Raw genomic sequence first — 26387 nt, 5'->3', positions numbered from 1 at the left:
GATAGGTATCCGGTCGCGACGCCGACGACACTAGCGGATACCTATCCGTTCGGCAACGGGTACGCTACGCGGGTCAGTGAATCGGGGGCGAGCGAGTGCGGGAGGGGCGATGTCCACCGGGTCGGTGAGCGGCCGGCGCGCTGACGCCCGCCGCAATCACGAGGTGATCCTCGCTGCGGCGGCCGCATCGCTGACGAGGACCGGCGAGGTGTCGTTCAACGCGATCGCGAAGCAGGCGGGCGTGGGTGTCGGCACCGTCTACCGGCACTTCCCGACTCCCGCATCGCTGATCCTCGCGGTGTACGAACGCGAAGTGGACCACATCGTCGAAGCAGTGCCGGCGCTGCTCGCCGAGCGGGAACCCGAGGTGGCGTTCCGGACGTGGATCATGGACCACCTCGCGCACTACATGATGACCAAACGCGGGCTGGCCGAGGCGCTGCGGCGGGTCAGCGCGACTGCCGAGGAATCCGGCTCGCTTCCTGCCAGTGCGTTCGACCGGATGCGCTGCGCGCTGTCGGATCTGCTGCGTGCGAACGTCGACGCGGGCAAGGTGCGGGCGGACACCGAGGTCGAAACCGTCATCCGCTGCCTTTTCGGACTGTTCCATCTCGACCCGCAGGGCGACTGGAAGACCGAGGTCGCGAAGCTGACCGACGTGGTGTGGCGCGGCATCCGCGCGGACTGAGGAGCCGCGGCGGTCGACACCCCGCCGGGCATGAAGGCGTTGCGCGGCCGGGGATCGCGCCGTGGTGCTAGCGTGCATCGGTATGTCCCACGCTGACCCGTCGTCACCACGTCGGATCTATCTCGTCGGCCCCACCGGGCTGCCCAACTTCGGTGACGAGCTGGTCGCCGCGACCTGGCTCCGATACCTGGCTCGCACCGAGCCGGACGCGGAGGTGTGGCTCGACTGTCACACGCCCGGCACGGCTCAGGTGATGCTCGCCGGACTGCACCCCAATCTGCGGTGTACGAACACGCTGTGGCGGCTCGCGGTCGAGGCCCCGGATCCCGAACCGTGGGCGGTCGTGGCCTGGGTCCGCAAGGTCATCCACGACCCCGGGTTGGCGCCGCGTTGCCGGCCCGGGGTGGAGTTGCTCGCGACGGCGGACGTGATCCACCTGATCGGCGGCGGGTACGTCAACGCGCTGTGGCCGCAGCACGCGGGGCTCCTCGCGGGTGCCATCGCCGGGAGCGTGCGTTCGGGCGCTCGCCTCGCCATGACCGGGCAGGGGTTCCTCCCGGCCGCACCCGACGTCGCGGAGCTGCTGTACTCGCTCGCCGCCCGGTTCGACGTCGTGGACGTGCGCGACCGCGACTCCGCCGAACTGCTCGCGGTGGCCGCGCCCGCCGGGTTCACGTGTGACGACGTGTTCCTCGACGTGCCGGAGACCTGGTTCCAGGACTACACGCGCGCGGTCATGGTGTGCGTGCAATCGGACATCGGCGAACTCGGCCCTCCCGCGCTCGCGGGCCGGGTGAAGGGGATTCTGCGCAGTTGGGACGTCGAGCCGGGTGACGTGACGTTCGTCGAAGCGATTCCGCGGGTCGACCGTGCCGTGTACGACCTGCTCGCCGCCGATCTGCCCGGCGCGTCGTTCATGCCGTTCTCGGACCTGTGGCGCGACGGTGTTCCCGCGCTCGAGGGGCAGCTGTGGATCTCGACCCGATTCCACCTGCACCTGATCGCCGCGGCGGCCGGTGCGCGTGGCGTCGCGATGAGCGTGTCGCCGGACTACTACGACACGAAGCACCGCAGCCTGATCGAACTCGGCAGTGGCTGGACGATGCTCGACGCTGCGGGAACCGACGTTCCCGATGTGCCGGAGAAGGGCGGATATCCGGCCGACACGGTGGCGGAGCTGCGGGGCCGTAAGGCCGCGGTGGCCGAGCGGATCTACGCACGGTCCTGAGCGCGCCGCGAGTGCGGCCGCCGCGCTGCCCGAAGATCCGCCTCGCGTGTGGTCGGAGCGCACCCAGGGTAATCCCGGAGTGCGCCGCGGCGCGTTCGGTGGCTCAGCGACGCCGTGACCGCGGGTGACGATCGCGCTGCGGTCGGCGATGTCGACCTTGCGGCTCACGTCGGGCGGCGGCGCGTCGACGGTCGCTGTTTCCGCAGGTAGGCCGCAATTTTTGGTCTCGTGCACCCCTTGACGCGCGATGGGGTGCGGCGCATGCTGAAAGCACGCAGTTTAGTAATGCAGAACTCGTTGCGAATGACACAACCGGCATCGGTAGCCGGTAGGCAACTGCGTGAAGGCAACGAGGCGGCGGGCATTCGCCCACTTCTCGGAATACATCGAACGGGCCGGAAAGACCGAGGGGGCCCTCATGACGGATGTGCTCAACACCGCCGCCCGGCCGGACATCGCGGGGGAGCCCCACGCGATCGTCGAACGGCCCGCGGTGATGCTCTACACGCGACTGCGAAAGTCGCCTTACTTCTGGAAATCCCGGGCCTGTGGCGCGGCGTGCTACAGCGTGTACAACCACACCTACCACCCGCGTCACTACGGTGACCCGGTCGGTGAGTACTGGGCGCTGCTCGACGGTGTGACGATCTGGGACGTCGGTGTCGAACGGCAGCTCGAGATCTCGGGCCCGGACGCGTTCGACTTCACGAACATGCTCGTGCCACGGGATCTGACCAAGTGCGAGGTCGGGCAGTGCAAGTACGTGTTCATCACCGCGCCCGACGGCGGGATCGTCAACGACCCGGTCCTGCTGCGGCTCGAGGAGAACCGTTTCTGGTTGTCGCTGGCCGATTCCGACGTCGGACTCTGGGCGATGGGTCTGGCCCACGCGGGTGGATGGAACGTCCACATCGCGGAGGCCGACGTGGCACCGCTGCAGGTGCAGGGACCACGGTCGAAGGAAGTGCTGCGCGACCTGTTCGGCGACGGGGTGCTGGACGTGCCCTACTACCGCATGCGTGAGTTCACCGTGGACGGAATGCGCGTCGTCGTCAGCCGCACGGGCTACTCCGGCGAGGTCGGCTACGAGCTGTACCTGCGCGACGCGTCGCGTGACGCGGAGCGGTTGTGGGACGCCGTCTGGCAGGCGGGCCAGCCCTACGGCATGCGCCCGATCGGACCGTGCCACATGCGCCGCATCGAAGCGGGCATGCTCGCCTACGGCTGCGACATCACGCTCGACACGAATCCGCTTGAGGTCGGCTACGACTACCGGTGGATGGTCGACCTCGATCAGGAGGCCGACTTCATCGGCAAGGAGGCCCTCACGCGGGCACGGTCGGAAGGGATCTCACGTCTCATGGTGGGCGTGGAGATCTCCGGCGAACCGCTCGGCACCTACAACGACGGGTCGATGATCGAGCCGTTCGACGTCTACGCCGGGTCGGACACTCCGGTCGGCCGGGTCACCAGCGCGTGCCGGTCGCCACGGCTGGAACGCAACATCGGGCTGGCGATGGTGCCGATCGGGCTCAGCGAACTTGGCACGCCCCTGCAGATCCACACACCGTCCGGCATGCGTGAGGGAACGGTCGTCGAGAAGCCGTTCATCGATCCGCGGAAGGAGACCCCGAAGCGATGAGGCGCAGGCGGGAGTCCGGGAACGCGCCGGTGCCGACAGCGGCACCGGCGGGTGTCCTGGCGCGCCCGCGCTTCGAGGTGCTGCCACTGCGCGGGGTGCTCGAGGAGACCGGCACGCTGCCGGAGCACACGGTCGTCACCGTGACGGCCTCCCCGCGCCGCGGCACCGAGGCGACCGTCGAGCTGTGCGAGAAGCTCGCGGCGCAGCGACTCCGGCCCGTGCCGCACCTGGCCGCCCGGCAGCTGACCGGGCGCAGCGAGCTGATCGACGTGCTCGACCGGCTCGCCGGTGCCGGCGTGGACGACGTGTTCGTCGTCGGCGGCGACACGCCGGAACCGGCGGGGCCGTACCCGGACGGCGCCGCGCTGCTGCGGGAGATGGCCGATCTCGGCCGGCTGCCCGCCGAAGTCGGTGTGCCGTCGTACCCGGAGGGGCATCCTTCGATCGACGACGCGACGCTGTGGGCGTCCCTGCGGTCCAAACAGGACCTGGCGACGTACACGGTCACCCAGTTGTGCTTCGACCTGGCCGCGATCCGGGAGTTCCTGCGGCAGGCCGGTGAGCACGGCATCACCCTGCCGGTCGTCATCGGCGTGGCGGGTGCCGTCGACGTCACGACGCTGGCGCGGGTCGGCAGCCGGATCGGGGTCGGTGACTCGCTGCGGTTCTTGACGTCTCACCGGTCCATCGTCGGACGGTTGCTCCGTCCCCGCCGCGGACGGGACGCCGTGTTGCGCGGCGTGGTCGACCTGGCCGCCCGGCCCGGCGAACCCACTCCTGCGGGGGTGCACTGCTACACGTTCAACAAGGTGCGGGCGACCGCCCGCATGATCGCCGACCTGTCCGCCGCGACCGGCGGTACGGGTGGGCCGGCGTCCGGCCCAGGAGGGGAGGGGTGAGTCATGCCGTCGATGCCGTCGGACCTGGAGATTTCCCGGGCGACGTTGCGGAAGCCACTGTCGGACGTGGCCGGGGACATGGGGATAGAACCGCGGCTGTTCGAGCCGTACGGGCATGCCGCCGGCAAGATCGCGCTGGAGGCGATCGACGAGTTCGCGACCAGGCCGCGGGCGAAGTACGTCGTGGTCACGTCGATCACGCCGACCCCGCTCGGCGAGGGGAAGACGACCACCACGGTCGGCCTGGGGCAGGCGTTCGCCCACATCGGCAAACGTGGCGTGATCGCCGTCCGGCAGGCGTCGATGGGGCCGACGTTCGGCATCAAGGGCGGCGCCGCGGGCGGCGGCTACTCCCAGGTCGTGCCGATGGAGGCCGTGAACCTGCACCTGACGGGTGATCTGCACGCCGTGACGTCGGCGCACAACCTCCTCGCCGCGATGGTCGACAACCATCTGCACAAGGGCAACGCGCTCGACATCGATCCGCTGGCGGTCGCGTGGCGGCGGGTGCTGGACGTCAACGACCGCGACCTACGGCAGATCGTGACCGGCCTCGGCGGCCGCCAGGACGGGATACCGCGGCAGACGGGGTTCGACATCACGGCGGCCAGCGAGGTGATGGCGGTCCTCGCGCTGGCCTCGTCGTTGCCGGACCTGCGCACACGGCTCGGCCGGATGGTCGTCGCCTACGACCGGCGGGGCGAGCCGGTGACCGCCGAGGACGTACGCGGCGCCGGTGCGATGTGCGTGCAGCTGCGTGATGCGCTGAAGCCGAACCTGCTGCAGACGACGGAACAGACGCCCGCCCTCGTCCACTGCGGGCCGTTCGGCAACATCGCCCACGGCAACTCGTCGGTCGTGGCCGACCTGATCGGGATTCGCTGCGGCGACTATCTCGTCACGGAGGCCGGCTTCGGCGCCGACATGGGCGCGGAACGGTTCTTCAACATCAAGTGCCGCGCCTCCGAACTCACGCCCGACGCGGCGGTGGTGGTCGCGACGGTCCGCGGACTGAAGGCACACACGGGGCGCTACCACGTCGTCGCGGGCAAGCCGTTGCCGGAGGAGATGCTCGCCGAGAACCCCGACGACGTGCGGGACGGTGCGACGAACCTGCGCAAGCAGATCGCGAACGTGCGCGCGCACGGCGTGACGCCTGTCGTGGCCGTCAACGCGTTCCCAGGGGACTACGACAGTGAGAAGCAGGCCATTGTGGACGTCGCCGCGGAGGAAGGGGCGCGTGCCGCGATCACCACGCACGCCACCGAAGGCGGCAAGGGGGCCGCAGAACTCGCCGAGGCCGTCGCGGAGGCGTGCGCCGAGCCCGCCGGGTTCTCCTACCTGTATCCCGACGACGCCTCGCTGACCGAGAAGATCGAGACGCTCGCCCGCCGGATGTACGGCGCCGACGGTATCGAGCTCAGCACCACCGCCCGCAGGCAGCTGGAGGAGTGCGAGCGGCACGGATTCGGCCACCTGCCTGTGTGCGTGGCGAAGACGCACCTGTCGCTCTCGGCCGACCCGTCGCGCAAGGGCGCACCCGTCGGCTGGACGCTGCCGGTGCGCGAGGTGCGCCTGTCCGCGGGCGCGGGTTTCGTCTACCCGATCTGCGGGGACATGCGCACCATGCCCGGTCTGTCGTCGCAGCCGGCGGCGGAGAACATCGACATCGACGAGGCGGGCCAGGTCGTGGGGCTGTCCTGAGGAGTGATCGAGATGACCGAGATTCCCGAACGCGCCGACGTGGTCGTTGTCGGAGCCGGCATCGTGGGCAATTCGGTGTGCCACCACCTCGCCGAACTGGGGTGGCGGAACATCGTGCTGATCGAGAAAGGGCCGCTGCCCGATCCCGGCGGGTCGACGGGGCACGCGTCGAACTTCATCTTCCCCGTCGACCACTCCCGCGAGATCACCGCGCTGACGACGGATTCCATGCGCCAGTACGAGAAACTGGGCACGCTGATCACCTGCGGCGGTGTCGAGGTGGCGCGGGAGCCGGAGCGGGTCGAGGAGCTGAAACGGCGGATGGCCTCGGCGCGCGCCTGGGGTGTGGACTCCGAGTTGATCGAACCGCGCCGTGTCGCGGAACTCGTGCCGTTCGTGGACCCGGACATTCTGCTCGCCGGGTTCTGGACCCCGTCGGTGGCCGTCGTCGACCCGTTGCGGGCCGGCGCGCTCATGCGGGAACAGGCCATCGCCGACGGCGCGCTGACCGTGTCGGCGAACACGGCGGTCACCGGCATCCGCACGGACCGAGGACGGGTGCAGGCCGTGTGCACCGATGCCGGGGACGTCGAGACACCGGTCGTGGTCGTCGCGTGCGGCGTGTGGAGCCCGCGGATCGCGCGACTGGCGGGCGCGCAGATCCCGCTGACACCGGCGGTGCACCAGATGATGGACGTCGGTCCGATCCCGGAGCTCGAATCGACCGGAACGGCCATCGCCTATCCGATCGTGCGCGACATGGACGCGCTCATGTACGAACGGCAGAGCGGCGCAGACCTCGAGATCGGGTCGTACGCGCACCGGCCGATCCTGCACGAGCCCGACGAGATCCCGTCGCTGGAGGCGGCGGCCCTCTCGCCCACGCAACTGCCGTTCACCTCCGACGACTTCGACCCGCAACTGGAGCAGGCACTCGAACTGTTCGGCAGCATCCTCGACCGGCCCGACGCCGGCGTGCGGCACGCCATCAACGGCCTGCTGTCCCTCACCCCAGACGGTGCGCCCGTGCTGGGCCCGTCGCCCGAGGTGAACGGGCTGTGGTCGGCCGCGGCCGTGTGGATCAAGGAGGGGCCGGGCGTCGGCCGGATGGTGGCCGAATGGCTCACCCACGGCGACTGCGAGTTCGACATGCACGGCGCCGACATCGCCCGCTTCTACCCGCACCAGCGCACGCGTGAGCACGTGCGTGCCCGCGCGAACGAGGGCTTCAACAAGACGTACGGCATCGTGCATCCACGCGAGCAGTGGGAATCCGCCCGTGGCAGGAAGCTCTCGCCGTTCCACGCGCGCGAACGCGAGGCCGGTGCCGTGTTCTTCGAGGTCGGTGGCTGGGAACGGCCGCACTGGTACGAGTCCAACCGCGGCCTGCTCGACGAGTTCGGCGACCGGATCCACGAACGTCCCCACGAGTGGGACGCCCGGTGGTGGTCGCCGATCGTGGAGGCCGAGCACCTGGCCCTGCGGCAGCGCGCCGCCATGATCGACCTGACGGCCTTCGCCCAGTTCGACGTACGCGGGCCAGGGGCACTCGACTACCTGCAGCGCATGACCATGGCCCAACTCGACCGGCCCGTCGGCAGGCTCTGCTACACGCCGGTGCTGACACCGGGCGGCGGGTTCCGCAGTGACCTCACGGTCGTGCGTCTCGGCGAGGACCACTTCCGCGTCATCACCGGCGGTGCGGACGGCGCACGCGATCGGTACTGGTTCGAGAGCCACCTTCCCGCCGACGGCTCGGCGTCACTGGTGGACGTGACCTCGGCCGTGTGCACCCTCGGCCTGTGGGGGCCGAAGGCGAGGGACGTCCTCGCCGCGGCGACCGAGGACGACGTGTCCGGGGAGGCACTGCCGTTCGGCACGGCACGGTGGATCGCCGTCGACGGGATTCCCGTGCTCGCCCTTCGGGTGTCCTATGTGGGCGATCTCGGCTGGGAGCTGCACGCGCCGTTCGAACACGGCCAGGCGCTGTGGGACGCGATCGCCGAGGCGGGCAGCCCGCACGGCATCGTGCCGGCGGGCATCGGCGTCTACGGCACGACGGGACGGCTCGAGAAGGGCTACCGGCTCATGGGTGCCGAGCTCGACGGCGAGTACGACCCGGTCGAGGCCGGACTCGCGTTGCCGAAGGTCAAGGCGGCCGACTTCATCGGCAAGGACGCCTACCTGGCCGCACGCGAGGGCACCCCCGCGGCGACCCTGTGCACCCTCACGGTCGACGATCACACCAGCGCGGACGGCATCGCGCGGTACCCGCAGGGCGGCGAGCCGATCGTGACGCAGGGCGGGGAACGCATCGTGGACCGCAAGGGCCGGGGTTCGTTCGTCACGAGCGCCGGGCCCGCACCGTCGCTGGACGGCTATCTGCTCATGGCCTACCTGCCGCCCGAGTTCGCCGTCGAAGGAACGTCGCTGCAGGTCGAGTACATGGCCGAGCGGTACCCGGTCACGGTGGCACGGGTGGGCAGGACGCCGCTGTTCGACCCGGAGGACACGCGCATGAAGGCGTGAACCGGCCGGAGACACCGAAGCCGAACCCGCCGGAAGGAGGCGGACGTCGTGGACATCGTGGTCTGCATCAAACGGGTGCCCGCGTTCGGAGCGCAGGTACCGCTGACCGACGACGGGAGCGCCGTCGACACGCGGCACCTCGGCTTCACCATCGGCCCCCACGAGGAGTGCGCGGTCGAGGAGGCCGTGCGTCTCACCGCGAAGTACGGGGGCCGCGTCACGGTCCTGACGGTGGGGCCGCAGGACGCGGGCGAACAGCTTCGGTACGCGTTGGCGATGGGAGCCCATCAGGGTGTGCTCGTCGACACGGGCACGACCGAGCTCGATCCGGAGGCGACGGCGACGGCCGTCCTCGCGGGACTGGCGGACGAGCCGGACCCGGACCTGCTGCTGTTCGGCGACGCCTCGGCCGACGCGGGTCATGGGCAGGTCGGCGTCCGGGTCGCGCTGGCGCGCGGCCTACCCGTCGTCGGCGGCATCACCGGTCTCGACGCCGAGAACGGGAGCACCGACGGGAACGGTGACGCAGCGGGGAACGGTGCGGTGTCGCTGCGGGCGAGCCGCGACACCCCCGACGGCACCGAGGTGTTCCGACTGCCGGTGCCCGCGGTCGTGGCGGTCAAGGAGGGTTTGAACCTGCCTCGGTACCCGACGTTGCCGGGCCGGCTCAAGGCGAAGAAGGCGGCGTTGCGCACAGTGGCGTGCGACCCCGAACCGGGCGGTCTGCACACCGTCGGCCTGCGCAGGCCCGCGGACGACCGGGCCGGTGCGATTCCGCTGGGACGCGGGGCCGACGCGGCGCCGGCGGTCGTCGACGTGTTGGCCGAGTTGGGGAAGGTGTGACGACGATGCAACTGGTCGTGGTGGCCGATGCGGCCGTGGTTCCCGAGCTGCCCGCGGTGGCGCGGTCGGTGGCCGGCAGGGACGAAGCGGTCGAGGCGGTGACGTTCGCCGGCGTCGAGGTCCCCGCGGGGGATCTGGCCCGCGAACTCGGCGGGCACGGTGTCGCGAGGCTTCACGTGGTACTGCACGAGCTGCTCGACGAGTATGCGCCCGAGGCGTGGGGGAGTGCGCTGGCGACCCTGATCGACCGGCTCGGGCCGTCCGGGGTGCTGGCGCCCGCGACGCACCGCGGAACCGAGATCCTCACGCACGCGGCCGCCCGTGCGGGACTGCCGCTGGCGACAAACTGTGTGCGCCTCACGGCCGACGACGCTTCGGGTCACGGCGGTGCCGGCGACGGGACGTGGCGGCTGACCCGGACGCGTAGTGGTGGTGTGCTCCTGGAGGATGCCGAGCTGACGGCGCCGGTGAGGCTGGCGACGGTGGCTGCGGCCGTCGAAACCCCACAGGTACCGCTCCAGGCTGCCGACTGTGAGGTCGTCGAATCCGCAGTGGACGTTCCGCCGGAACTGGCCCGTACGCGGGTGGCCGAACGCGTCGCGAGTGAGACCGGACTGTCGCTGTCGACCGCTCCGGTCGTCGTCTCGGGCGGCCGGGGCGTCGGCGGTGCCGACGGGTTCGTCGTCCTGGAGGAACTGGCCGAGCGACTCGGCGGTGTCGTCGGCTGTTCGCGGGTGGCCACCAACAACGGCTGGCGGCCGCACCGGGATCAGGTGGGGCTCACCGGCACGAAGATCGCGGCCGACCTCTACATCGCCTGCGGTATCAGCGGCGCCACGCAGCACTGGGTGGGCTGCATGGACTCGGCGGTGATCCTGGCGATCAACACCGACCCCGAGGCGCCGATGATGCAGCGAGCCACCTACGCCGTCGAAGGCGACGTGCACGAGGTGGTGCCCGCCGTGCTCGCCGAGATCCGGCGGCGGGGCGGCGCCGCAGCGGCAGCCGGGTCGGACCGGTCCGCGGCCGAGGAGTCCGAGCCGGCCGCGGCACCGCCGGTGGGCTAGTCGCGCGGTAGCGCGGCGTTGGAGGCCGGGCGACGAGTGGCCTGATGTCGCTGTGATCTGCCGCACTCGGGTGACTGGGTCCCGGGTGCGGCATTCGTGGGTGCGACGGCGAATTCTGCCCGGTCGAGTGGTGGTTCGGCACGCGCCGTGACGTTGAGGGCCGCCATCACGCCTTCGGGGCTCGCGCCGTCGGGTCATGTACGCTAAGTCGCACGCCGTAAGATACGAGCCGTATCTTACGGCGGGGTGTTGACCGAGGCGCCCGCCGAGGTCGCCGGCCGGGGGATCACCGTGGCGGATGCGTGGCCCGAATCGCGCATCGTGGATGTGGCCCGTTCTGCGGGAGGGCCTGCCGCGCCACCCGCATGTGCTCCGGGCTGCGGCCTCACCGATGCGGGTGTGCGGCAACCGCGCCCGAACCGACCGCATGCGGCAGCAGCGGGCGGATTCGTGCCGACCAGTCCGGCAACGGGGCCGGCGATCGTGTGACACGAGCCCCAGTCCGTCACGTATCCAGGAGCCGAAGACCGCGCATGGCCAAACTACTCTTCCGCCTCGGCAGGACCGCCTACCGCCGATGGCCGTTCTTCCTGATCGCCTGGCTCGTCGTGCTCGCCGGAGTGGGCACGTTCTCCGTCACGCAATCGCAGCCGATGTCGGACCAGTTCACGATCCCCGGGATCGAGTCCGTCGAAGCCGCCGAGACGCTGCCGGAGATCATGGACGGCCAGTCCTCGCCGATGGACGAGGCCAACGTCCAGGTCGTCGTACAGGCCCCCGAAGGTGAGCAGCTCGCCGCGCCGCAGCACATGCGGGCGGTCGACCAGCTGATCGCCGATCTGCGCGGCATCGACACGGTGCCGCAGGGCGAGCAGTCGATCGTCGGCCCCGTGCAGGCGGACGCGGGTCTCGAGCAGCAGGCGCTCCAGCAGGCCCGGCAACAGGCCGAGGCCAACGGGCAGCCGTTCAACCGCGAGGCGGCACTCCAACAGGTCGAACCGCAGCTCGCCGCGTCCTCGCCGCTGTCGGAGGACGGCCGCACCGGTCTGGTCGACTTCGCACTCGACGTCGAGCAGGTCACCGACGTCGAACCGGAGACCCAGCAGGAGATCCTCGACGTCGTCGAGCAACACGCCGACTCCTCGGACCTCGCCATGGAGGTCCGCGGCTCGGGCATGCAGGTGATGGAGATCGGTGGTGCGACGGCCGAGCTCATCGGCATCGTCATGGCGCTGATCATCCTCGCGCTGACGTTCGGCTCGCTGGTGTCCGCGGGCATGCCGGTTGTGACCGCGGGGATCGGCGTCGCGATGGGATCGATGGGCATCACGGCGATGACCGTGTTCACCGACATCTCGTCGACCACGCCGATCCTCGCCACGATGATCGGCCTGGCGGTCGGCATCGACTATGCGTTGTTCATCCTCGCGCGCTATCGCAGCGAACTCGAGCACACCGACGACCGGTCGGCCGCGCTCGGCATCGCCGTGGGCACAGCCGGGTCGGCGGTCGTGTTCGCCGGCCTCACGGTGATCATCGCGCTCGCCGCGCTCAGCGTCGTCGGCATTCCGTTCCTCACCACGATGGGGCTGGCCGCCGCGGCCACCGTCGCCATCGCCGTGCTCGTCGCCCTGACGCTGCTGCCCGCGGTGGTCGGCATGCTCAAGGGCAGGACGTTCGGGCTGAAGTTCCGCAAGTACAGCCCGAAACGCGAGGACTCCGGACTGGTCCTGAACAACGGCGTGCGTTGGTCGCGGTTCATCGGCAAGAAGCCGCTCGTGTGGACGCTGCTCGTGGTCGTGGCACTCGGCGCGCTGGCGATCCCGTTCAAGGACCTGCGCCTCGGCATGCCGAGCGACTCGACGGCCCCCGGCGACTCCTCGCGCAGGCAGGCCGCCGAGATGATCGGCGACGCGTTCGGCCCCGGCAAGCTCGATCCGCTGATGCTGGTCGTCGACGCCCGCGGCATCTCCGACGACCCGCAGGCCCAGCAGGCCGCCTACCAGGAGGCCCAGCAGTGGGCCGCCGAACAGGACGGCGTGAGCCACATCGTGCCGGCGCCCGGCAACGACAAGGGCACGATGGTCATGCTGCAGCCCGAGTTCGGGCCGGACGACCCGCGTACCGCGCAGCTGCTCGAGAGTCTTCGCGCGGGCGAGGCCGGGTTCGAGGACCGCACCGGTGTGGACCTCGGCATCACCGGCACCGTCGCGATCATGGAGGATATCTCCCAGCAGCTCAACGACGCGCTCGTGCCGTACCTGGCCACCGTCGTCGGCCTGGCGTTCGTCCTGCTGGTGCTGGTGTTCCGCTCACTGCTCGTGCCGTTGACGGCGACCATCGGCTTCCTGCTGTCGGTGCTGGCCACGCTCGGCGTGACCGTGGCGCTGTTCCAGGAGGGCTGGTTCGGCATCTTCGAGGGCGGGCCGATCATCAGCTTCATGCCGATCATCCTGGTCGGTGTGGTGTTCGGACTGGCGATGGACTACCAGGTGTTCCTGGTGACCCGGATCCGTGAGGCGCACGTGCACGGCGCGTCGTACAAGGACGCCATCGTCGACGGCTTCCGCAACTCGGCCCGCGTCGTGACCGCCGCCGCGCTGATCATGACCTCGGTGTTCGCCGGCTTCATGCTCATGGACGACGTGATCATCAAGTCGATGGGCTTCGCACTCGCCGTGGCCGTCGTGTTCGACGCGTTCGTGATCCGGATGCTGCTCATCCCGTCGCTGATGTACCTGATGAAGGAGAAGGCGTGGGCCATGCCCAGGTGGCTCGACAGGATCATCCCGAACGTCGACGTCGAAGGGGAGAGCCTCGAGCGGCCCGGCACCGCCCGGGATCACGCCGACTCCGAACGGGAACCGGCGAACGTGTAGCACCGCCGTCGGCGGGCAGAGCGGCAGGGCCCCTCGGACACCTCGACGTCCGAGGGGCCCTGCCGCGTCCAGGGGCGCTTCAGCGTCCGAGGGTGCTGCGGTATCCGAGGGTCCTGCGATGTCCGAGGGGTTCAGCCGTACGCGGGGAACCGTTCCGTGCGGCCGGAGTCCGCGAGGGAAGTCAGGCCCGGCGGGTCAGCAGGGGCAGGCAGATGCGGTCGACGATGTCGGCGACCGCGGCCTCGTCGACGTGCCCGATGAACAACATCTCGTGATGCCACAGGGCCAGCGGCAACATCGCGATGCGTTCCGGTAGCGGTTCCGGGCCGAGTTCGCCACGGGCACGCGCGGCGTCCAGCACTCGTTGCAGCGCGGCTTCCGCCGGAGCCGTCGCGAGTTCGGCGAGCTGCGGCAACAGGTCGTCGTCGACGTCGGCGATGAGCCGCCGCACGGTGGTGATGCCGATCTGCTCGAACCGCCTCCCGAGGGCGAGGCCGAGCGCCATCAGGTCCGAGCGCAGGTCGCCCGCGCTCGGCGACGGCAGATCCGCCGGTGCGCGGCGGACGAGCGCGTCGAGGACCAGCTGGGCACGCGTCGCATACCGACGGTAGATCACCGGTTTGCTGGTGTGCGCGCGGTGGGCGATGCCGTCGAACGTCAGGCCCGCGTAGCCGCGTTCGAACAGTTCGGACAACACGGCGTCGAGGATCGCGTCCCGCAGCTGTTCGCCGCTGCGGCGGGTCGTGCGCGCCGGATCGCTGTGGTCAGTCATGCCGACCCAGCACTGTACCGGGCGTGGTGCGGTGCGCGTCCCGGAAGGCCCGGCCGGAACGTCGTCGCCCGCAGCCGAGCGGGACGGCCCGGAGGCGTTCACATGCGTGTTTCGCCGTCCCGGATGGCCTCGCGAATGCGCGTGTAGGTGCCGCAGCGGCAGATGTTGCGGATGCCGTCGAGGTCGGCGTCGGTGATCGTCCTGCCTTCGTCACGGACCTTCCGCACCAGCGCGACCGCAGCCATGATCTGGCCGGGCTGACAGTAGCCGCACTGGACGACATCGCGTTCGAGCCAGGCCTCCTGCATCGGGTGCAGGCCGTGCTGCCCGCGCGCCCCCTCGGAGGCCTGCGCAGGCAGGCCCTCGATGGTGGTCACCTCGTCGTCGGCGGACAGATCACCGACCTGTACGGCGCACGGGTTGAACGCCTTGCCGTTGATGTGCGACGTGCAGGCCTTGCAGACGTTGATGCCGCAGCCGTACTTCGGGCCGGTGACGCCGAGCAGGTCGCGCAGCACCCACAGCACCCGCACGTTGTCCTCGACCTCGACCGTCACCCGCTCACCGTTGACGATGAAAGTCTGTTCAGGCATCTGGGGTCTCCGTGTTTCCCATCGGTGCTGGAAAGTAGGTGGTCAGTAGGTGTGGTCAGTAGGTGTGATCGAGGCCGTCGGTCGGTGACTGCGGCACCGGCGGTGTGTACGGCTTCGGATCGAACGACAGGGTCTGGTGGTTGATCGGGAACTCGGTCGGCATCGTGCCGGTGGCTCGGGCGTAGGCGCACGCGGCCGCCGCGGCCGATGCGGCGACGCCCGCCTCGCCGACCCCGCCCGGCGGTTCGGTGGACTCGAGCACGACCACGTCGAGTTCCGGCGGGGTGTTCCACTGCCGGGTGTAGAAGTAGTTGTCCCAGCTGGCTTCCTGGAAGTGCCCGTCGCGCAGGTGGAGGCTGCTGGTGAGCGTCATCGCGATGCCGTCGTTGACGCAGCCTTGCATCTGCGCCTCGACCCCGCGCGGGTTGATCGCCCTGCCGCAGTCGATCACCATCGTCGCCTTCGTGACGCGCGGCCCGGTCACGGCGTTGCGGACCTTGCGATTGACCGTCTCCGGGCGGCAGTCGATCTCCATGATGCAGGCGGTGACGCCCTTGTACTCGACATGCACGCCGATGCCCTGCGCCATGCCCTCCGGCAGCTCCTTGCCCCACTCGGCCTTCTCGGCTGCCGTCTCGAGCGCGGTGCGGAGTCGGCCGTTGCGCAGGTGCGAGAGCCGGAACTCGAGCGGATCCGTGCCCATACGCTGCGCGAGCTGGTCGACGATCAGTTCGTTGGCCGTGCGGACGTCGGGGGAGTAGATGTTGCGCATCGAGCTGGTGTTGAACCGCGTGTCGGTCTCGACCAGCGATTGGCCGACGGCGCCGAAGTCGTACGGCAGGATCGTCGTCAGGTGGAAGATCACCTGGGCGAACGGGAGATTTCCCAGGCCGGCGGGCAGGTCGGCGGCCTTGGCGGTGATGATGTCGCCGAGGCCGTGCCGGAAGTCGGTCTCGATGCTGGTGTGCGCCTGCTGGAAGCCGAGCACGGTGTCGCCGGAGTAGCAGGCGCGGATGCGGGACGTGGCGAGCGGATGGGTACGGCCGACGCGGGCGTCGTCGGCGCGGTGCCACATGAGCTTGACCGGCACGCCCATCGCGTGGCTGATCCGCGCCGCTTCGATCGCGGGTTCGTCGAACAGTCGCCTGCCGAACGAGCCACCGCCCTGGACCACGTGGACCGTCACGTTGTTCAGGGGAATGCCGAGGGCCTCGGCGATGCGGCCCTGGGCGACGTTGGGGTTCTTCAGGCTCGCCCAGATCTCGGCGCGGCCTTCGCGCACGTCGGCGACCGCACTGTTGGTGTCCATCGCGGAGTTGCTGCGGAACCAGAACGTGAAGTCGCCCGAGACGGTCTCGCCCGCGGGAAGCGCGGGGACGGGCCCCTCCGCGGCGCGGACACCGGCGAGCGCGTCCTCGTCGGACATGCCTGCGACCGGACCGTCGTTCCAGGACACGTCGAGTGCTCGGACCGCGTCGATGCACTGGCCGAACGTCGAGGCCCGTACCGCGACTCCCGTCGGGACCGTCGCCACGTGCGTGACACCCGGCATGTCGCGCACCTCGTCCGCGTTGTGCACCGCGTTCGGGGTGCCGTTGAGTGTCGGGGCGCGGCACACCATCGTCGGCAGCGCGTCCGTGACGTCGAGGTCGGTGGCGAACCGCTTGGTGCCGGTCACGGCGTCGAGCGCGTCGATCCGGTTGACCGGCGTGCCGACGACGCCGTGGGAACCCTCGTCCTTGAGCTGGACCTCGACCGCTTCGGGCTGTTCTTTCGCCGCGAGGGCGGAGAGCCTGCCGTAGTCCACGCGGCGGCCGTCGGGCGCCACGATGTGGCCGAGGTGCGAGGTCAGCTTGTTCGCGCTGTCGCCGAGCACGGTCGCCGCGGCCTGCAGTAGTGCACCCTTTGCGACCGCGGCGGCCACGCGGATCGGTGTGTACATCGCGTGGATCGTGTTCGACCCACCGGTGATCTGGTTGTACAGCAGCTCGGGCCTGGCAGGAGCCAGCGTGACGTGGACCTTGTCGAGGGGCAGGTCGAGCTCTTCGGCGATGAGCATCGCGGCAGCCGTCGTGATGCCCTGGCCGACCTCGGCGCGAGGCAGCTCGAACGAGGCGGTGCCGTCGTCGTTGATCGTGACGGTGATCAGCTGCGACGTCGGCGCGGCGGCGAGGGTGAGCAGGTCGCTGAGATCGGCGATCTCGGCGGGCTGGGGAAGGGTCGGCAGTTCGCCGGCATCGGCCGTGGCGCCGCGGCCGAACATCCCGAGGTCGGCGGCGGCGACGACGGTCGCACCGCCGAGCAGATAACCGATGAACTTGCGCCGGTTGACCGTGCGCGGGCCATCCGTGGTGGTCACGAGGCACGCTCCTTTGCGTGTTTTCGTGCGGCGGTGCGGCGGGTACGGGAACGGACGCGGCGCGGGTCGGGCGCGGTCCCTTGATCCACCGTTCGTGGTACGCCTGTGTACCGGAGCGGAACGGTACACAGGCGTACCATTGAGGGGCAAACATCGTCATCCGTTAGGGGACATGAACCGTTGTCCACCAGAGCGGCCCCCGGCGACGCGGCCGGAGTGAATTCGCCCGCGGTGAGCTCGCCCGCCACGAGTTCCGCGGCCACCACCGGCGGTGTGCCGGGAGCCCGCAGCGACGGTGAGCGGCGCTCCGGTCCGGGGGCCTTCCGCAGGCGCCTGCTCGACGGCCTGGCCGCCGAGCTCGCGGCCGGCAGTTACCGCGACGCCACCGTCGCCGGGATCGTGCGCCGCGCCCGGACCTCGCGCCGCACCTTCTACCAGCACTTTGCCGACCGCGACGAGTGTTTCGTGACGCTGATGGCCGAGACCACGGGCGAGATGGTCCGCTACGTCTCCGAGGCCGTCGACGAGACGGAGCCGTGGCCCGAGCAGGTGCGCAGCGCCGTCGAAGCGTGGTTCGCCTACGCCGAGGCCGAACCGGCGATCGTCGTCAGCTGGATCAGGGACGTGCCCGCACTCGGGGACAAGGCGCGGCAGCTGCAGCGGATGCAGCTCGATGGTTTCGTGACGCTGGCGCAACGACTCCGGCAGCGCGCGGAGCTCCGCGGCGCCGGCGCGCCGGTGCCGCGCGAGAGTGTGATCATCCTGCTCGGCGGGCTGCGGGAACTCGTGGCGACGACCGTCGAGGACGGCGGGAGCCTCGACGGCGTGGTCGAATCGGCGGTCCACGCGGCCGTGTCCTTGCTGACTCCCCAGTGACGCGCCGTCCCGTCGGCGGCACGATGACGGCCGGAGGGCGGCACGATGACGTCCGCCACGGGACGCCCGCCAGAGGCGAAGACGACGAGAGGATCGGCCATGCCCGGCACACAGACACCGCTCGGCCTGTTCGGCACCGAGGACCTGATCGGCGAGGACGACAGGGCGATCCGCGACACGGTGCGGGCGTTCACCGCTGACCGGATCCGCCCGCACCTGGCGGACTGGTTCGACAGCGCGTCGATCCCTGCGCGCGACCTGGCCCGCGAACTCGGCAAGCTCGGTGTGCTCGGCATGCATCTCGAGGGGTACGGCTGCGCCGGTACCACGGCGACGGCCTACGGCCTGGCCTGTATGGAGCTCGAGGCCGCCGATTCGGGACTGCGGAGTCTCGTGTCGGTGCAGGGGTCGCTCGCGATGTACGCGATCTGGCGCTGGGGCTCGGAGGAACAGAAGCAGGAGTGGCTGCCGCGGATGGCCGCGGGGGAGGCGATCGGGTGCTTCGGCCTGACCGAGCCCGATTTCGGGTCGAACCCCGGCGAGATGCGGACCTACGCGCGCCGTGACGGGGAAGACTGGGTGCTCAACGGCACGAAGATGTGGATCACCAACGGTTCCGTGGCCGACGTGGCCGTGGTGTGGGCGCAGACCGACGACAAGATCCGGGGCTTCGTCGTGCCCACGGACACACCCGGATTCTCGGCTCCGGAGATCACGAAGAAGCTGTCGCTGCGGGCTTCGGTGACCAGTGAGCTCGTGCTGGAGGACGTCCGGCTGCCCGCGTCCGCCATGCTGCCGGAGGCGCGCGGCCTGTCCGGACCACTGTCGTGCCTGAACGAGGCCCGCTACGGCATCGTGTTCGGCGCACTCGGCGCGGCCCGGGACTGCCTCGAGACCGCGATCGCCTACGCGCAGGAACGCGACATCTTCGGCAAACCCCTGGCCTCCTACCAGGCCACCCAGCTCAAACTCGCCGACATGAGCCTCGAGCTCGGCAAGGGAATGCTGCTGGCGCTGCACCTCGGAAAGCTCAAGGATGCCGGCACGCTCACGTCCGAGCAGGTCAGCACCGGCAAGCTGAACAACGTGCGGGAGGCCATCGCGATCGCGCGGGAATGCCGGACGCTGCTCGGTGCCAACGGCATCAGCCTCGAATACCCGGTCCTGCGGCACGCCAACAATCTCGAATCGGTGCTGACCTACGAGGGCACGTCGGAGGTGCACCAGCTCGTCATCGGGCAGACCCTGACGGGCCACTCGGCGTTCCGGTGACGGCCGGCGCCGGCCTGTGAGCGAGGTCTCCACCCGCGGCAACGATGCAGGCCGGCGCCGATCCCGGGGTGGGCGAGCGGTCTTCACCGCGTCGTCGCCGGGCGCGACGGCGGGCCGCGGGAGGCTAGGGTGGCCGTGCTGGTGGTTCACCCGCGCCGGGCCCGCACGGGCCTGCCGGGTGAGGCAAGAGGGAACCCGGTGCGAATCCGGGACTGCCCCGCAGCGGTGAGCGGGAACGACCGCCGTCAACAGCACTGGACCCCGGGTCCGGGAAGCGACGGCCAGTAGGACCTCCGGCCCAGGCCGGGAGTGCCCGCGAGTCCGAAGACCTGCCACCGGCGCGCGCACCACCCGGTGCGCGCGGGTCCGAGGTCTCGCGGGTGGACCGGGCGGACGGGCCGGGGTGTGTGCCCCGATCGGCGTGCGCCCCTCCGGCGGGACCGTCGGCACCCGTGTCGACGAGCTCGCGAGGAGAGAGCATTGACCGGCATCATCGGTTCCACCGTCCTGGGATATCCCCGCATCGGCCCCGGCAGGGAGCTGCCGCGGGCGCTCGAACGTTACTGGACCCACCGCGCGGACGAGTCCGAACTCCGTGCCGTCGCCCGGGAACTGCGGGCGCGCACGTGGCGGGAGCTGTCCGCCGCGGGGCTCGACTCGGTGCCGGGCGGCACCTTCTCGTACTACGACCACGTCCTCGACACGGCCGTGATGGCCGGTGCCGTGCCCGAGCGGTTCCGTGCGCTCGGCCTCGGCCCGTTGGACACGTACTTCGCCATGGCACGGGGCACCGACTCGGTGTCACCGTTGGCCACCGCGTCCTGGTTCGGCACGTCCTACCACCACCTGGTGCCGGAGATCGGTCCGGACACCCCGCTCACGTTCGCCGACCGAACCCCGGTGCGGGACTATCTCGAGGCGTTGCGGCTCGGCGTGCACACCCGGCCGGTGCTGCTCGGCCCCGTGACGTTCCTGCTGCTGTGCGCCCCGGAGCCGGGGTCGCCGCCCGGTTTCCGGCCCCTCGATCGCCTCGGCGAACTGCTCGGGGTGTACGCCTGGGTGCTCGGCGAGTTGCAGGCGGCTGGAGCCGACTGGGTGCAGCTCGACGAACCGGCGTTCGCCGCCGACCGCACCGCCGCCGACCGTGACGCCCTGCGGGACGCCTACGACGTCCTGGGCGCCCGGACGCGGCGCCCGGCCCTGTTGGCCGCCGTGCCGTACGGCGACCCGGGGCCGGCACTCGGCGCCCTCGCCGCCACACCCGTCGAGGGCGTCGCGGTCGACCTCGTGTCGGAGACGTCCACGGCGAACACGGTCGTCGCCGCGCCGGGCCTGTCGGACAAGACGCTCGTGGCCGGGCTGGTCGACGGGCGCAACGTGTGGCGCACCGACCTCGACACGGCGCTGGTCACGGCGGCCACGCTGCTCGGTTCGGCACGGGAGGTCGTGGTGGGCACATCGTGCTCGCTGCTGCACGTGCCGTACGACCTCGACCGGGAGACCGCGCTGGACCCGCAGGTCGCGCCGTGGCTCGCGTTCGCCTCGCAGAAGGTGCGGGAGGTGGTGGCGCTGGCCACGGCGTTGCGCCGCGGCCCCGACACCGCCGCAGCCGAGCTGACCCGCACCCGGGAGATCCTCGCCCACCGCGGTGCGAACCCGCCTACCGACCGGCGCGTCCGGGCGCGGCTGGCCACCCTGCGGCCTGCGCATCTCCGGCGCGCCGCGTACGCCGACCGGCGCGCGGCGCAAGACCGTAACCGCGGGTCGGACGAACCGATCGACCCGCTCGTGGCGGCCGTCGACCGGCGGGCGCGCACCGACAGCGGCGGCGACGAGTCGTACGCCGAACGGATGCGCGCGGGCCTGCACGACGTGGTGCGCCTGCAGGAAGTGCTCGGACCGCACGCGGCAGACCTCGCAGCGCCCTCGGCCGACCAGCGGCGCTACGACGACCTGGTGTGTTTCGTCGCGCAGCGGCTGCGCGGCGTCGTGACCCCCGAACACGCGTGGGTGCAGCACAGCGGCGCCTACTGTGTCCGGCCACCGATCGTGGTGGGTGACGTGAGTAGGGCGGCGCCCATGACGGTCGAGTGGGTCACGACCGCCCAGCGGCTGACCACGGCTGCGGTGAAAGGCGTGTTGCCCGGTCCGGCGACGGCGATCGCGGGGATGTTCGTACGCGACGACGTCCCGGTGCTCGACACGGCGGCGCAGCTGGCGCTCGCGCTGCGCGACGAGGTGCGAGACCTGGAAGCGGCCGGCATTCGCGAGATCCAGGTGGACGAGCCCGCGTTGTGGCGGCGGCCGCCGCTGCGTGAGCGGGCCCGCCGTGACCGGTGGACGTGGGCGACCGAGGCGTTCCGGGTGGCGACGTCGGGCGCCGCGGCGTCGACGCGGATCCGCACACAGCTGGGTGATGCGGGGATCGAGGAGACGCTGCAGGTCACCGCGGCGCTCGACGCCGACGTGACGACGACCGCCGCGGCGACGGCGGGGTCTCGTGCCCATGCGGACGCGCTCGCGATGCTGCGGAACGCGGCGGCCGGACCGGAGTCGGCCGGCAGGCCGTTGCCGTAACGCCCGTGACCGACGATGCCCGGCACCACGGCGGGCCGGGCATCGTCTGCCGCGGTGCGGGTCAGTCCGCCGTCGCCGGCCGGCGGCCGAGCGCGGCCGTGAACGCGACGACGAGGGCGAAAGCGACGGCGATGCCCTGTACCGCAGGGATCCCCACGTCGAACAGTGATCCGACCAGTGCTGCGGCCGTGCCGCCGACATAGGCGAGCAGTCCGGGCCACACCACGAGCGGGACGTCCTCGACCGCGGTGCCGGGATCGCGGCGTCGCCACGCGAACAGGAACATGCCGATCAGCACTCCGCCCAGCGGGGGAACGAACACTCCGAGCAGCGTGAGGAAGGACGTGATCGCCTCGTCGATACCGGTGAGTGCCATCCCGATGCCGATGGCCACGCCACCGACGATGAACGGCCGCTTGTCGGGTTTGCCGAACAGCTCGGCACCCGCGACGCCGAACGCGTACGCCGTGTTGTCGTTGGTGGTCCACAGATTCGTCACGATGAGCAGGACCGCCAGACCTGTCGAACCGAGCCCGAGGAGCACGTTCGCGAAGTCCGGTTCGCCGTAGCCGATCGCTCCCAGCCCGCCGAAGGCGAGGAGTCCGAACTGGACCAGCAGCATCGTTCCGGCCGTCATCGCGAAGGCGAGCGTGCTGCCCGGGGCGAACCGCGTCCAGTTGCCGATCTGCGAACCACCGCTGACGAACGTGCCGATCATCATGGTCAGCGCCGTGCCTGCGCTGATCGCTCCCGTCCCCTCGTAGGACACCACGGCGTCCCACCCGCCCGCCTCGCCGACCGCCGAGATCGCGACCCAGAGGCACAGCGCCGTCATGAGCGGTACGGAGATCCACGACAGCAGCTCGATGCCGCGAAACCCGGTGTAGGCCGTCACGGCCATGGCGATTCCGCCGACCAGCACGAGTGGCCAGGTCACCGACAGGTCGAACGCACCGCCCAACAGGGTGGCGAGCACACCGACCGTGATGCCGTACCAGCCGATCTGGGTGCCGCCGAGCAGGAGCGAGGCCCATTTGCCGCCGGCTTTGCCGAGCGCGAGCCGTGCCAGCAACACGGTGGTGAGACCGGTGCGGGCGGCGGCGATGCCCAGGGTCGCGATGTAGCCGGCCAGCACGAGCGCCGAGATCAGCGCCAGTACGAGGAACGTCGGGAAGCCGAACGCGCCCGCGACCTGTCCGCCCGTCGCCATCGTCGGGGTGAAGAACCCGAAGCCGGCGATGACCACGGCGAGGGAGGCGATGCCTTTGCGGGCGTTGTCGGGAACCCTGCTCAGCGGATGATCGCGGTCGACCGGTGCCGGGGCGGCGCCCGGGTCGGCGGCGCCCGGATCGGATGGTGTCTGCGACGTCGTCACGGAGCACCTCTCGGGAGGGGACGGGGAGAGGGGAGCACCGCTCCACGGCGACGGGGAGCGTACGTGCGCACAGCGGCGGACGTTAGCCCGACAGCGTACCGCCGTGTTGCGTGCGTTCGGCACGGGCGCCCGCGGGCACGCCCGTGGAGGTCACGGTGACGACGTCAGGGGTTCGGGGTGCGTCGGCCGGGTGGAGGGCAGGGAGTGGACGCCCGGCCGGTTCCGGCGGTGCCCGTCCCGCGCTCGGCGCGCGGGCCGGGCACCGCCGGAAGGGGTCAGCGCCGGCTGCGTGCGGGCGCGCGGGTCAGCGTCAGCACGATCAGGCCGAGCACGATCATCGCGGCGGCGAACACGATCAGCCGCGGCAGGTCCTGCTCGGCGCCCGTCTCGGCGAGCTTGTCCGGACCGTCGTCCTGCGTGGCCACGTCGCCGCCAGCCTTCTGCTGTGACTGCTGCGGAGCCTGCTCGGCGGCCTGCTTCGGTGCTTCCTCCAGCACGAGCTGGTCGCTGCCGGTGCCGTCCGCGACGGCGTTCTGGTCCGCCGCCCCACCGGCGTCGTCCGAACCAGTGCCGGCGCCATCCTGTCCCTGGTCACCGTCGTCGCCGGCCTGCGGGTCGGTCGCCTCGTCCCGGCCGTCCGCCGCGTCGTCATCGGATGGTGCGTCGTCATCGGACGGCGTGGCGGGAGCGTCGGACTCCGGCGTGGACGGTTCCGGCTCCGGGCTCGGCTCGGGATCGGGTTCGGGACTCGGTTCCGGGCTCGGCTCCGGTTCCGGTTCCGGGCTCGGCTCGGGGTCGGGGTCCGGTTTCGGATCGGGCTTCGGGTCCGGGTCCGGCTTCGGGTCGGGCTTCGGCTCCGGTTTTGGCTCCGGTTTCGGTTCGGGGTCGGACTTGTCGTCGTCGCCGCGGGCCAGCTGCTTCAACTGAGCCATCGAGCCGTTGAAGGTGTTCTGGTCGCCGGGCATCGGGCCGTGATCGTTGTACTGCCACAGCGTGTAGTGGGTCCAGCCGTTCGGCAGTTCGCCGACGCGATCGTTGTAGCGGGCGATGAACAGCGGGTGGTCGCTGCCGAATCGGGGCGAGTTGCCGGTGCAGTTCTTCCACCAGTCCGTGGTCGTGTAGATCATCGGCCACCGGCCGGTCTTGGTGTGGACCCGCTCGGAGAAGCTCTTGATCCACCGGACCATCTCGCCGTGCGACCGGCCGTAGCACGGGTCGGCGCCGTACGGGTTGTACTCCATGTCGAGCAGCGGAGGCAGTGTCTTGCCGTCCGCCGACCAGCCGCCGCCGTTCGCGACGAAGTAGTCGGCCTGCGGCGCCGCCGGGCCGACGTCCGGGCGGGCGAAGTGATAGGCGCCGCGGATCATGCCGACGTCGTGGGCGCCGTTGTACTGCTGGGCGAAGTACGAGTTGGTGAATCCGGTGCCCTCGGTGGCCTTGACGTAGGCGAACCGTGCGCCCGTGTTCCACGCGTGCTGCCAATCGACGTTCCGCTGGTGCCCGGAGACGTCGATGCCCGGAACGCCGTCCGGGGCCGCCGCGGCGCGCGATCCGCCCAGCAGGGTCAGTGATCCGAGCAGCATCGCCGCGAGTGCGGCCAGGGTCAACGAGATCCGCGAGGCGGTGCGCAGGCCGTTCGCCGGCATGGTGTTCCTCCCAAGCCGCACCTGCAGGGCCGGGCGCGGCGTTCGGTTCGGGCCGCGCTCGGCATGCGCGCGGCCCTGGTCTGCACAAGCGCCTTCAGGATCGGTTCACATGGTGCTGGTGTAAATATGTGGGTCGGGTGTGACTCGTGTGACTTCTGTGGTTTACGCAGGTCAGGTGACCGTCCGCCCTGGCGCAGTGCAGGCGAAGTCACCTTCGTGGGTGACGTCTACGAGGGGACGTGCCTTGCGCTCACCGGGGGTATCGGGTGGGTCCACGGTGTCGCGGTCGTGCGGATCTGACGGATTCGTGACATCGGCGCCGGTCCGGCCGCGAACGTCCGCGGCCGCTCCTACGGTGTCGGCATGCGTGTTCTCATCACCGGTGGCGCCGGATTCGTCGGATCGCACGTGGCGGACGTCCTGACCGAGCGCGGCCACGAGGTGCGGCTGCTCGACCTGCTGGTCGACACCGCCCACGGTGGTGGCAGGCCGCCGGCCTGGGTGCGTGGTTACGACACGGTGCTCGGAGACGTGCGCTCCGACGAGGTCCTCGACTCGGTGCTGTCCGATGTGGATGTCGTCTGCCATCAGGCCGCGGTCGTCGGGCACGGGCTCGATCCGTCGGACGCGCCGCGGTACACCGCCCACAACGATCACGGCACGGCTGTGCTGCTCGCGGCGATGTTCCGGGCCGGGGTGCAGCGGCTCGTGCTGGCGTCGTCGATGGTCGTGTACGGCGAGGGTCGTTACGCGTGCCGCGAGCACGGCGTGACGCCGCCTGCGCCGCGGCGCAGCGACGCGATCGCCGGCGGGCGGTTCGAACCACCGTGCCCCCACTGCGGCTCCGACCTGGAACCGTTGCTCGTGCCGGAGGACGCTCCGCTCGACCCGCGCAGTGTCTATGCGGCGTCGAAGGTCGCTCAGGAGCATCTCGCGAGCGCGTGGGCGCGGCAGACCGGCGGCGACGTGTGGGCGTTGCGCTACCACAACGTGTACGGCCCGAGGATGCCGCGAGACACCCCGTACGCGGGCGTGGCGTCGCTGTTCCGCTCCCGGCTGGAACGTGGCGACGAGCCGGTGGTGCTCGAGGACGGCGGGCAGCGGCGCGACTTCGTCCATGTGCGCGACGTGGCGCTGGCGAACGCGCTCGCGGTGGAACGGCCGACCGAGGGCCTCACCCCGGTCAACGTGTGCTCGGGTGAGCCGCACACGGTCGGCGAGCTCGCGGCCGAACTGTCCCGTGCGATGGCGGGCCCGGAGCCGCGGATCGTCGGCGGTGCCCGGCCCGGGGACGTGCGGCACGTCGTGGCGGACCCGGCGCGGGCGCGCGAGCTGCTGGGCTTCCAGTCGTCGGTGCCGTTCGCGGCCGGTGTGACGGCCTTCGCGACTGATCCGCTCCGTTCCTCCGCCGGTCTCGGCTGAGCGCACCGGCATCGCG

Annotated in this window: 18 protein-coding genes and 1 riboswitch; of the genes, 13 read left to right on the top strand and 5 right to left on the bottom strand. The window is 70.8% G+C overall.

Annotated features, from left to right (window positions below; all coding sequences use genetic code 11):
• The first annotated feature begins 109 nt into the window (after positions 1-109).
• From FB384_RS22785 to FB384_RS22745, 9 genes are all read left to right on the top strand, one after another.
• Positions 110-688 (top strand): TetR/AcrR family transcriptional regulator, encoded by a 579-nt coding sequence (locus tag FB384_RS22785; protein WP_183786883.1) that lies wholly within the window; start codon positions 110-112, stop codon positions 686-688.
• A gap of 82 nt (positions 689-770) precedes the next feature.
• On the top strand, positions 771-1916 hold the full coding sequence (locus FB384_RS22780; protein ID WP_183786882.1) for a polysaccharide pyruvyl transferase family protein: 1146 nt from the start codon (positions 771-773) through the stop codon (positions 1914-1916).
• 418 nt (positions 1917-2334) lie between these two features.
• Positions 2335-3558, top strand: a complete 1224-nt coding sequence (locus tag FB384_RS22775; protein ID WP_183786881.1) for a glycine cleavage T C-terminal barrel domain-containing protein — start codon at positions 2335-2337, stop codon at positions 3556-3558.
• The gene (locus tag FB384_RS22770) at positions 3555-4457 is read left to right on the top strand and encodes a methylenetetrahydrofolate reductase (protein ID WP_183786880.1); all 903 of its coding nucleotides are present in this window, start codon (positions 3555-3557) and stop codon (positions 4455-4457) included. Before FB384_RS22775 ends, FB384_RS22770 begins: the two co-directional genes overlap by 4 nt.
• 12 nt (positions 4458-4469) lie before the next feature.
• Complete coding sequence (locus FB384_RS22765; RefSeq protein ID WP_183786928.1) at positions 4470-6161, top strand: formate--tetrahydrofolate ligase; 1692 nt, start codon at positions 4470-4472, stop codon at positions 6159-6161.
• A 12-nt stretch (positions 6162-6173) separates the two neighbouring features.
• Positions 6174-8690, top strand: coding sequence for a GcvT family protein (locus FB384_RS22760; RefSeq protein WP_183786879.1), 2517 nt, complete (start codon positions 6174-6176; stop codon positions 8688-8690).
• 48 nt (positions 8691-8738) lie between these two features.
• Positions 8739-9533 carry an electron transfer flavoprotein subunit beta/FixA family protein gene (locus tag FB384_RS22755; protein ID WP_183786878.1) on the top strand — a complete coding sequence of 265 codons (795 nt, stop codon included), beginning with the start codon at positions 8739-8741 and terminating at the stop codon, positions 9531-9533.
• A 5-nt stretch (positions 9534-9538) separates the two neighbouring features.
• On the top strand, positions 9539-10600 hold the full coding sequence (locus FB384_RS22750) for an electron transfer flavoprotein subunit alpha/FixB family protein (protein WP_183786877.1): 1062 nt from the start codon (positions 9539-9541) through the stop codon (positions 10598-10600).
• A gap of 533 nt (positions 10601-11133) precedes the next feature.
• Positions 11134-13479 carry an MMPL family transporter gene (locus FB384_RS22745; protein WP_183786876.1) on the top strand — a complete coding sequence of 782 codons (2346 nt, stop codon included), beginning with the start codon at positions 11134-11136 and terminating at the stop codon, positions 13477-13479.
• A 181-nt stretch (positions 13480-13660) separates the two neighbouring features.
• On the opposite strand, the gene FB384_RS22740 is transcribed toward FB384_RS22745, so the two are convergent.
• From FB384_RS22740 to FB384_RS22730, 3 genes are all read right to left on the bottom strand, one after another.
• Complete coding sequence (locus FB384_RS22740) at positions 13661-14251, bottom strand: TetR/AcrR family transcriptional regulator (RefSeq protein WP_183786875.1); 591 nt, start codon at positions 14249-14251, stop codon at positions 13661-13663.
• Positions 14252-14349: 98 nt separating this feature from the next.
• Positions 14350-14844, bottom strand: a complete 495-nt coding sequence (locus tag FB384_RS22735) for a (2Fe-2S)-binding protein (RefSeq protein WP_183786874.1) — start codon at positions 14842-14844, stop codon at positions 14350-14352.
• A 55-nt stretch (positions 14845-14899) separates the two neighbouring features.
• A complete protein-coding gene (locus FB384_RS22730) occupies positions 14900-17203 on the bottom strand; it encodes a molybdopterin cofactor-binding domain-containing protein (protein ID WP_323985409.1) in 2304 nt (767 codons plus the stop codon).
• A gap of 180 nt (positions 17204-17383) precedes the next feature.
• Here FB384_RS22730 and FB384_RS22725 point away from each other — a divergent pair, with 180 nt between their 5' ends.
• The 3 genes from FB384_RS22725 to metE all read left to right on the top strand — a co-directional run bounded on the left by FB384_RS22725 (position 17384) and on the right by metE (position 21928).
• On the top strand, positions 17384-18079 hold the full coding sequence (locus FB384_RS22725; RefSeq protein ID WP_228726621.1) for a TetR/AcrR family transcriptional regulator: 696 nt from the start codon (positions 17384-17386) through the stop codon (positions 18077-18079).
• Between the two features lie 99 nt (positions 18080-18178).
• Complete coding sequence (locus FB384_RS22720) at positions 18179-19351, top strand: acyl-CoA dehydrogenase family protein (protein WP_183786873.1); 1173 nt, start codon at positions 18179-18181, stop codon at positions 19349-19351.
• A gap of 125 nt (positions 19352-19476) precedes the next feature.
• A riboswitch (cobalamin riboswitch) is annotated at positions 19477-19702 on the top strand.
• Positions 19703-19831: 129 nt separating this feature from the next.
• Complete coding sequence (metE, locus tag FB384_RS22715) at positions 19832-21928, top strand: 5-methyltetrahydropteroyltriglutamate--homocysteine S-methyltransferase (protein ID WP_183786872.1); 2097 nt, start codon at positions 19832-19834, stop codon at positions 21926-21928.
• Positions 21929-21989: 61 nt separating this feature from the next.
• Here metE and FB384_RS22710 read toward each other — a convergent pair whose 3' ends face one another.
• Positions 21990-23303, bottom strand: coding sequence for a cytosine permease (locus tag FB384_RS22710; RefSeq protein WP_183786871.1), 1314 nt, complete (start codon positions 23301-23303; stop codon positions 21990-21992).
• 275 nt (positions 23304-23578) lie between these two features.
• Positions 23579-24949 (bottom strand): lysozyme, encoded by a 1371-nt coding sequence (locus FB384_RS27395; RefSeq protein ID WP_183786870.1) that lies wholly within the window; start codon positions 24947-24949, stop codon positions 23579-23581.
• A gap of 363 nt (positions 24950-25312) precedes the next feature.
• Here FB384_RS27395 and FB384_RS22700 point away from each other — a divergent pair, with 363 nt between their 5' ends.
• Entirely contained in the window at positions 25313-26371 is a 1059-nt protein-coding gene (locus tag FB384_RS22700; RefSeq protein ID WP_183786869.1) for an NAD-dependent epimerase/dehydratase family protein, read from the top strand.
• Positions 26372-26387: the final 16 nt, after the last annotated feature.

This window comes from Prauserella sediminis (assembly GCF_014195435.1).
In the GTDB taxonomy this organism is placed as follows: Bacteria; Actinomycetota; Actinomycetes; order Mycobacteriales; family Pseudonocardiaceae; genus Prauserella; species Prauserella salsuginis.
The sequence above is the reverse complement of the archived record's forward strand: the minus strand, read 5'-3'. Positions and strand labels throughout refer to the sequence as shown.

What these genes read in the sequence shown, in the direction of transcription:
- FB384_RS22785 (WP_183786883.1), top strand. Translation starts at nt 110, where the DNA reads ATGTCCACCGGGTCGGTGAGCGGCCGGCGCGCTGACGCCCGCCGCAAT.
- FB384_RS22780 (WP_183786882.1), top strand. Translation starts at nt 771, where the DNA reads ATGTCCCACGCTGACCCGTCGTCACCACGTCGGATCTATCTCGTCGGC.
- FB384_RS22775 (WP_183786881.1), top strand. Translation starts at nt 2,335, where the DNA reads ATGACGGATGTGCTCAACACCGCCGCCCGGCCGGACATCGCGGGGGAG.
- FB384_RS22770 (WP_183786880.1), top strand. Translation starts at nt 3,555, where the DNA reads ATGAGGCGCAGGCGGGAGTCCGGGAACGCGCCGGTGCCGACAGCGGCA.
- FB384_RS22765 (WP_183786928.1), top strand. Translation starts at nt 4,470, where the DNA reads ATGCCGTCGGACCTGGAGATTTCCCGGGCGACGTTGCGGAAGCCACTG.
- FB384_RS22760 (WP_183786879.1), top strand. Translation starts at nt 6,174, where the DNA reads ATGACCGAGATTCCCGAACGCGCCGACGTGGTCGTTGTCGGAGCCGGC.
- FB384_RS22750 (WP_183786877.1), top strand. Translation starts at nt 9,539, where the DNA reads ATGCAACTGGTCGTGGTGGCCGATGCGGCCGTGGTTCCCGAGCTGCCC.
- FB384_RS22745 (WP_183786876.1), top strand. Translation starts at nt 11,134, where the DNA reads ATGGCCAAACTACTCTTCCGCCTCGGCAGGACCGCCTACCGCCGATGG.
- FB384_RS22740 (WP_183786875.1), bottom strand. Translation starts at nt 14,251, where the DNA reads ATGACTGACCACAGCGATCCGGCGCGCACGACCCGCCGCAGCGGCGAA.
- FB384_RS22735 (WP_183786874.1), bottom strand. Translation starts at nt 14,844, where the DNA reads ATGCCTGAACAGACTTTCATCGTCAACGGTGAGCGGGTGACGGTCGAG.
- FB384_RS22720 (WP_183786873.1), top strand. Translation starts at nt 18,179, where the DNA reads ATGCCCGGCACACAGACACCGCTCGGCCTGTTCGGCACCGAGGACCTG.
- FB384_RS27395 (WP_183786870.1), bottom strand. Translation starts at nt 24,949, where the DNA reads ATGCCGGCGAACGGCCTGCGCACCGCCTCGCGGATCTCGTTGACCCTG.
- FB384_RS22700 (WP_183786869.1), top strand. Translation starts at nt 25,313, where the DNA reads ATGCGTGTTCTCATCACCGGTGGCGCCGGATTCGTCGGATCGCACGTG.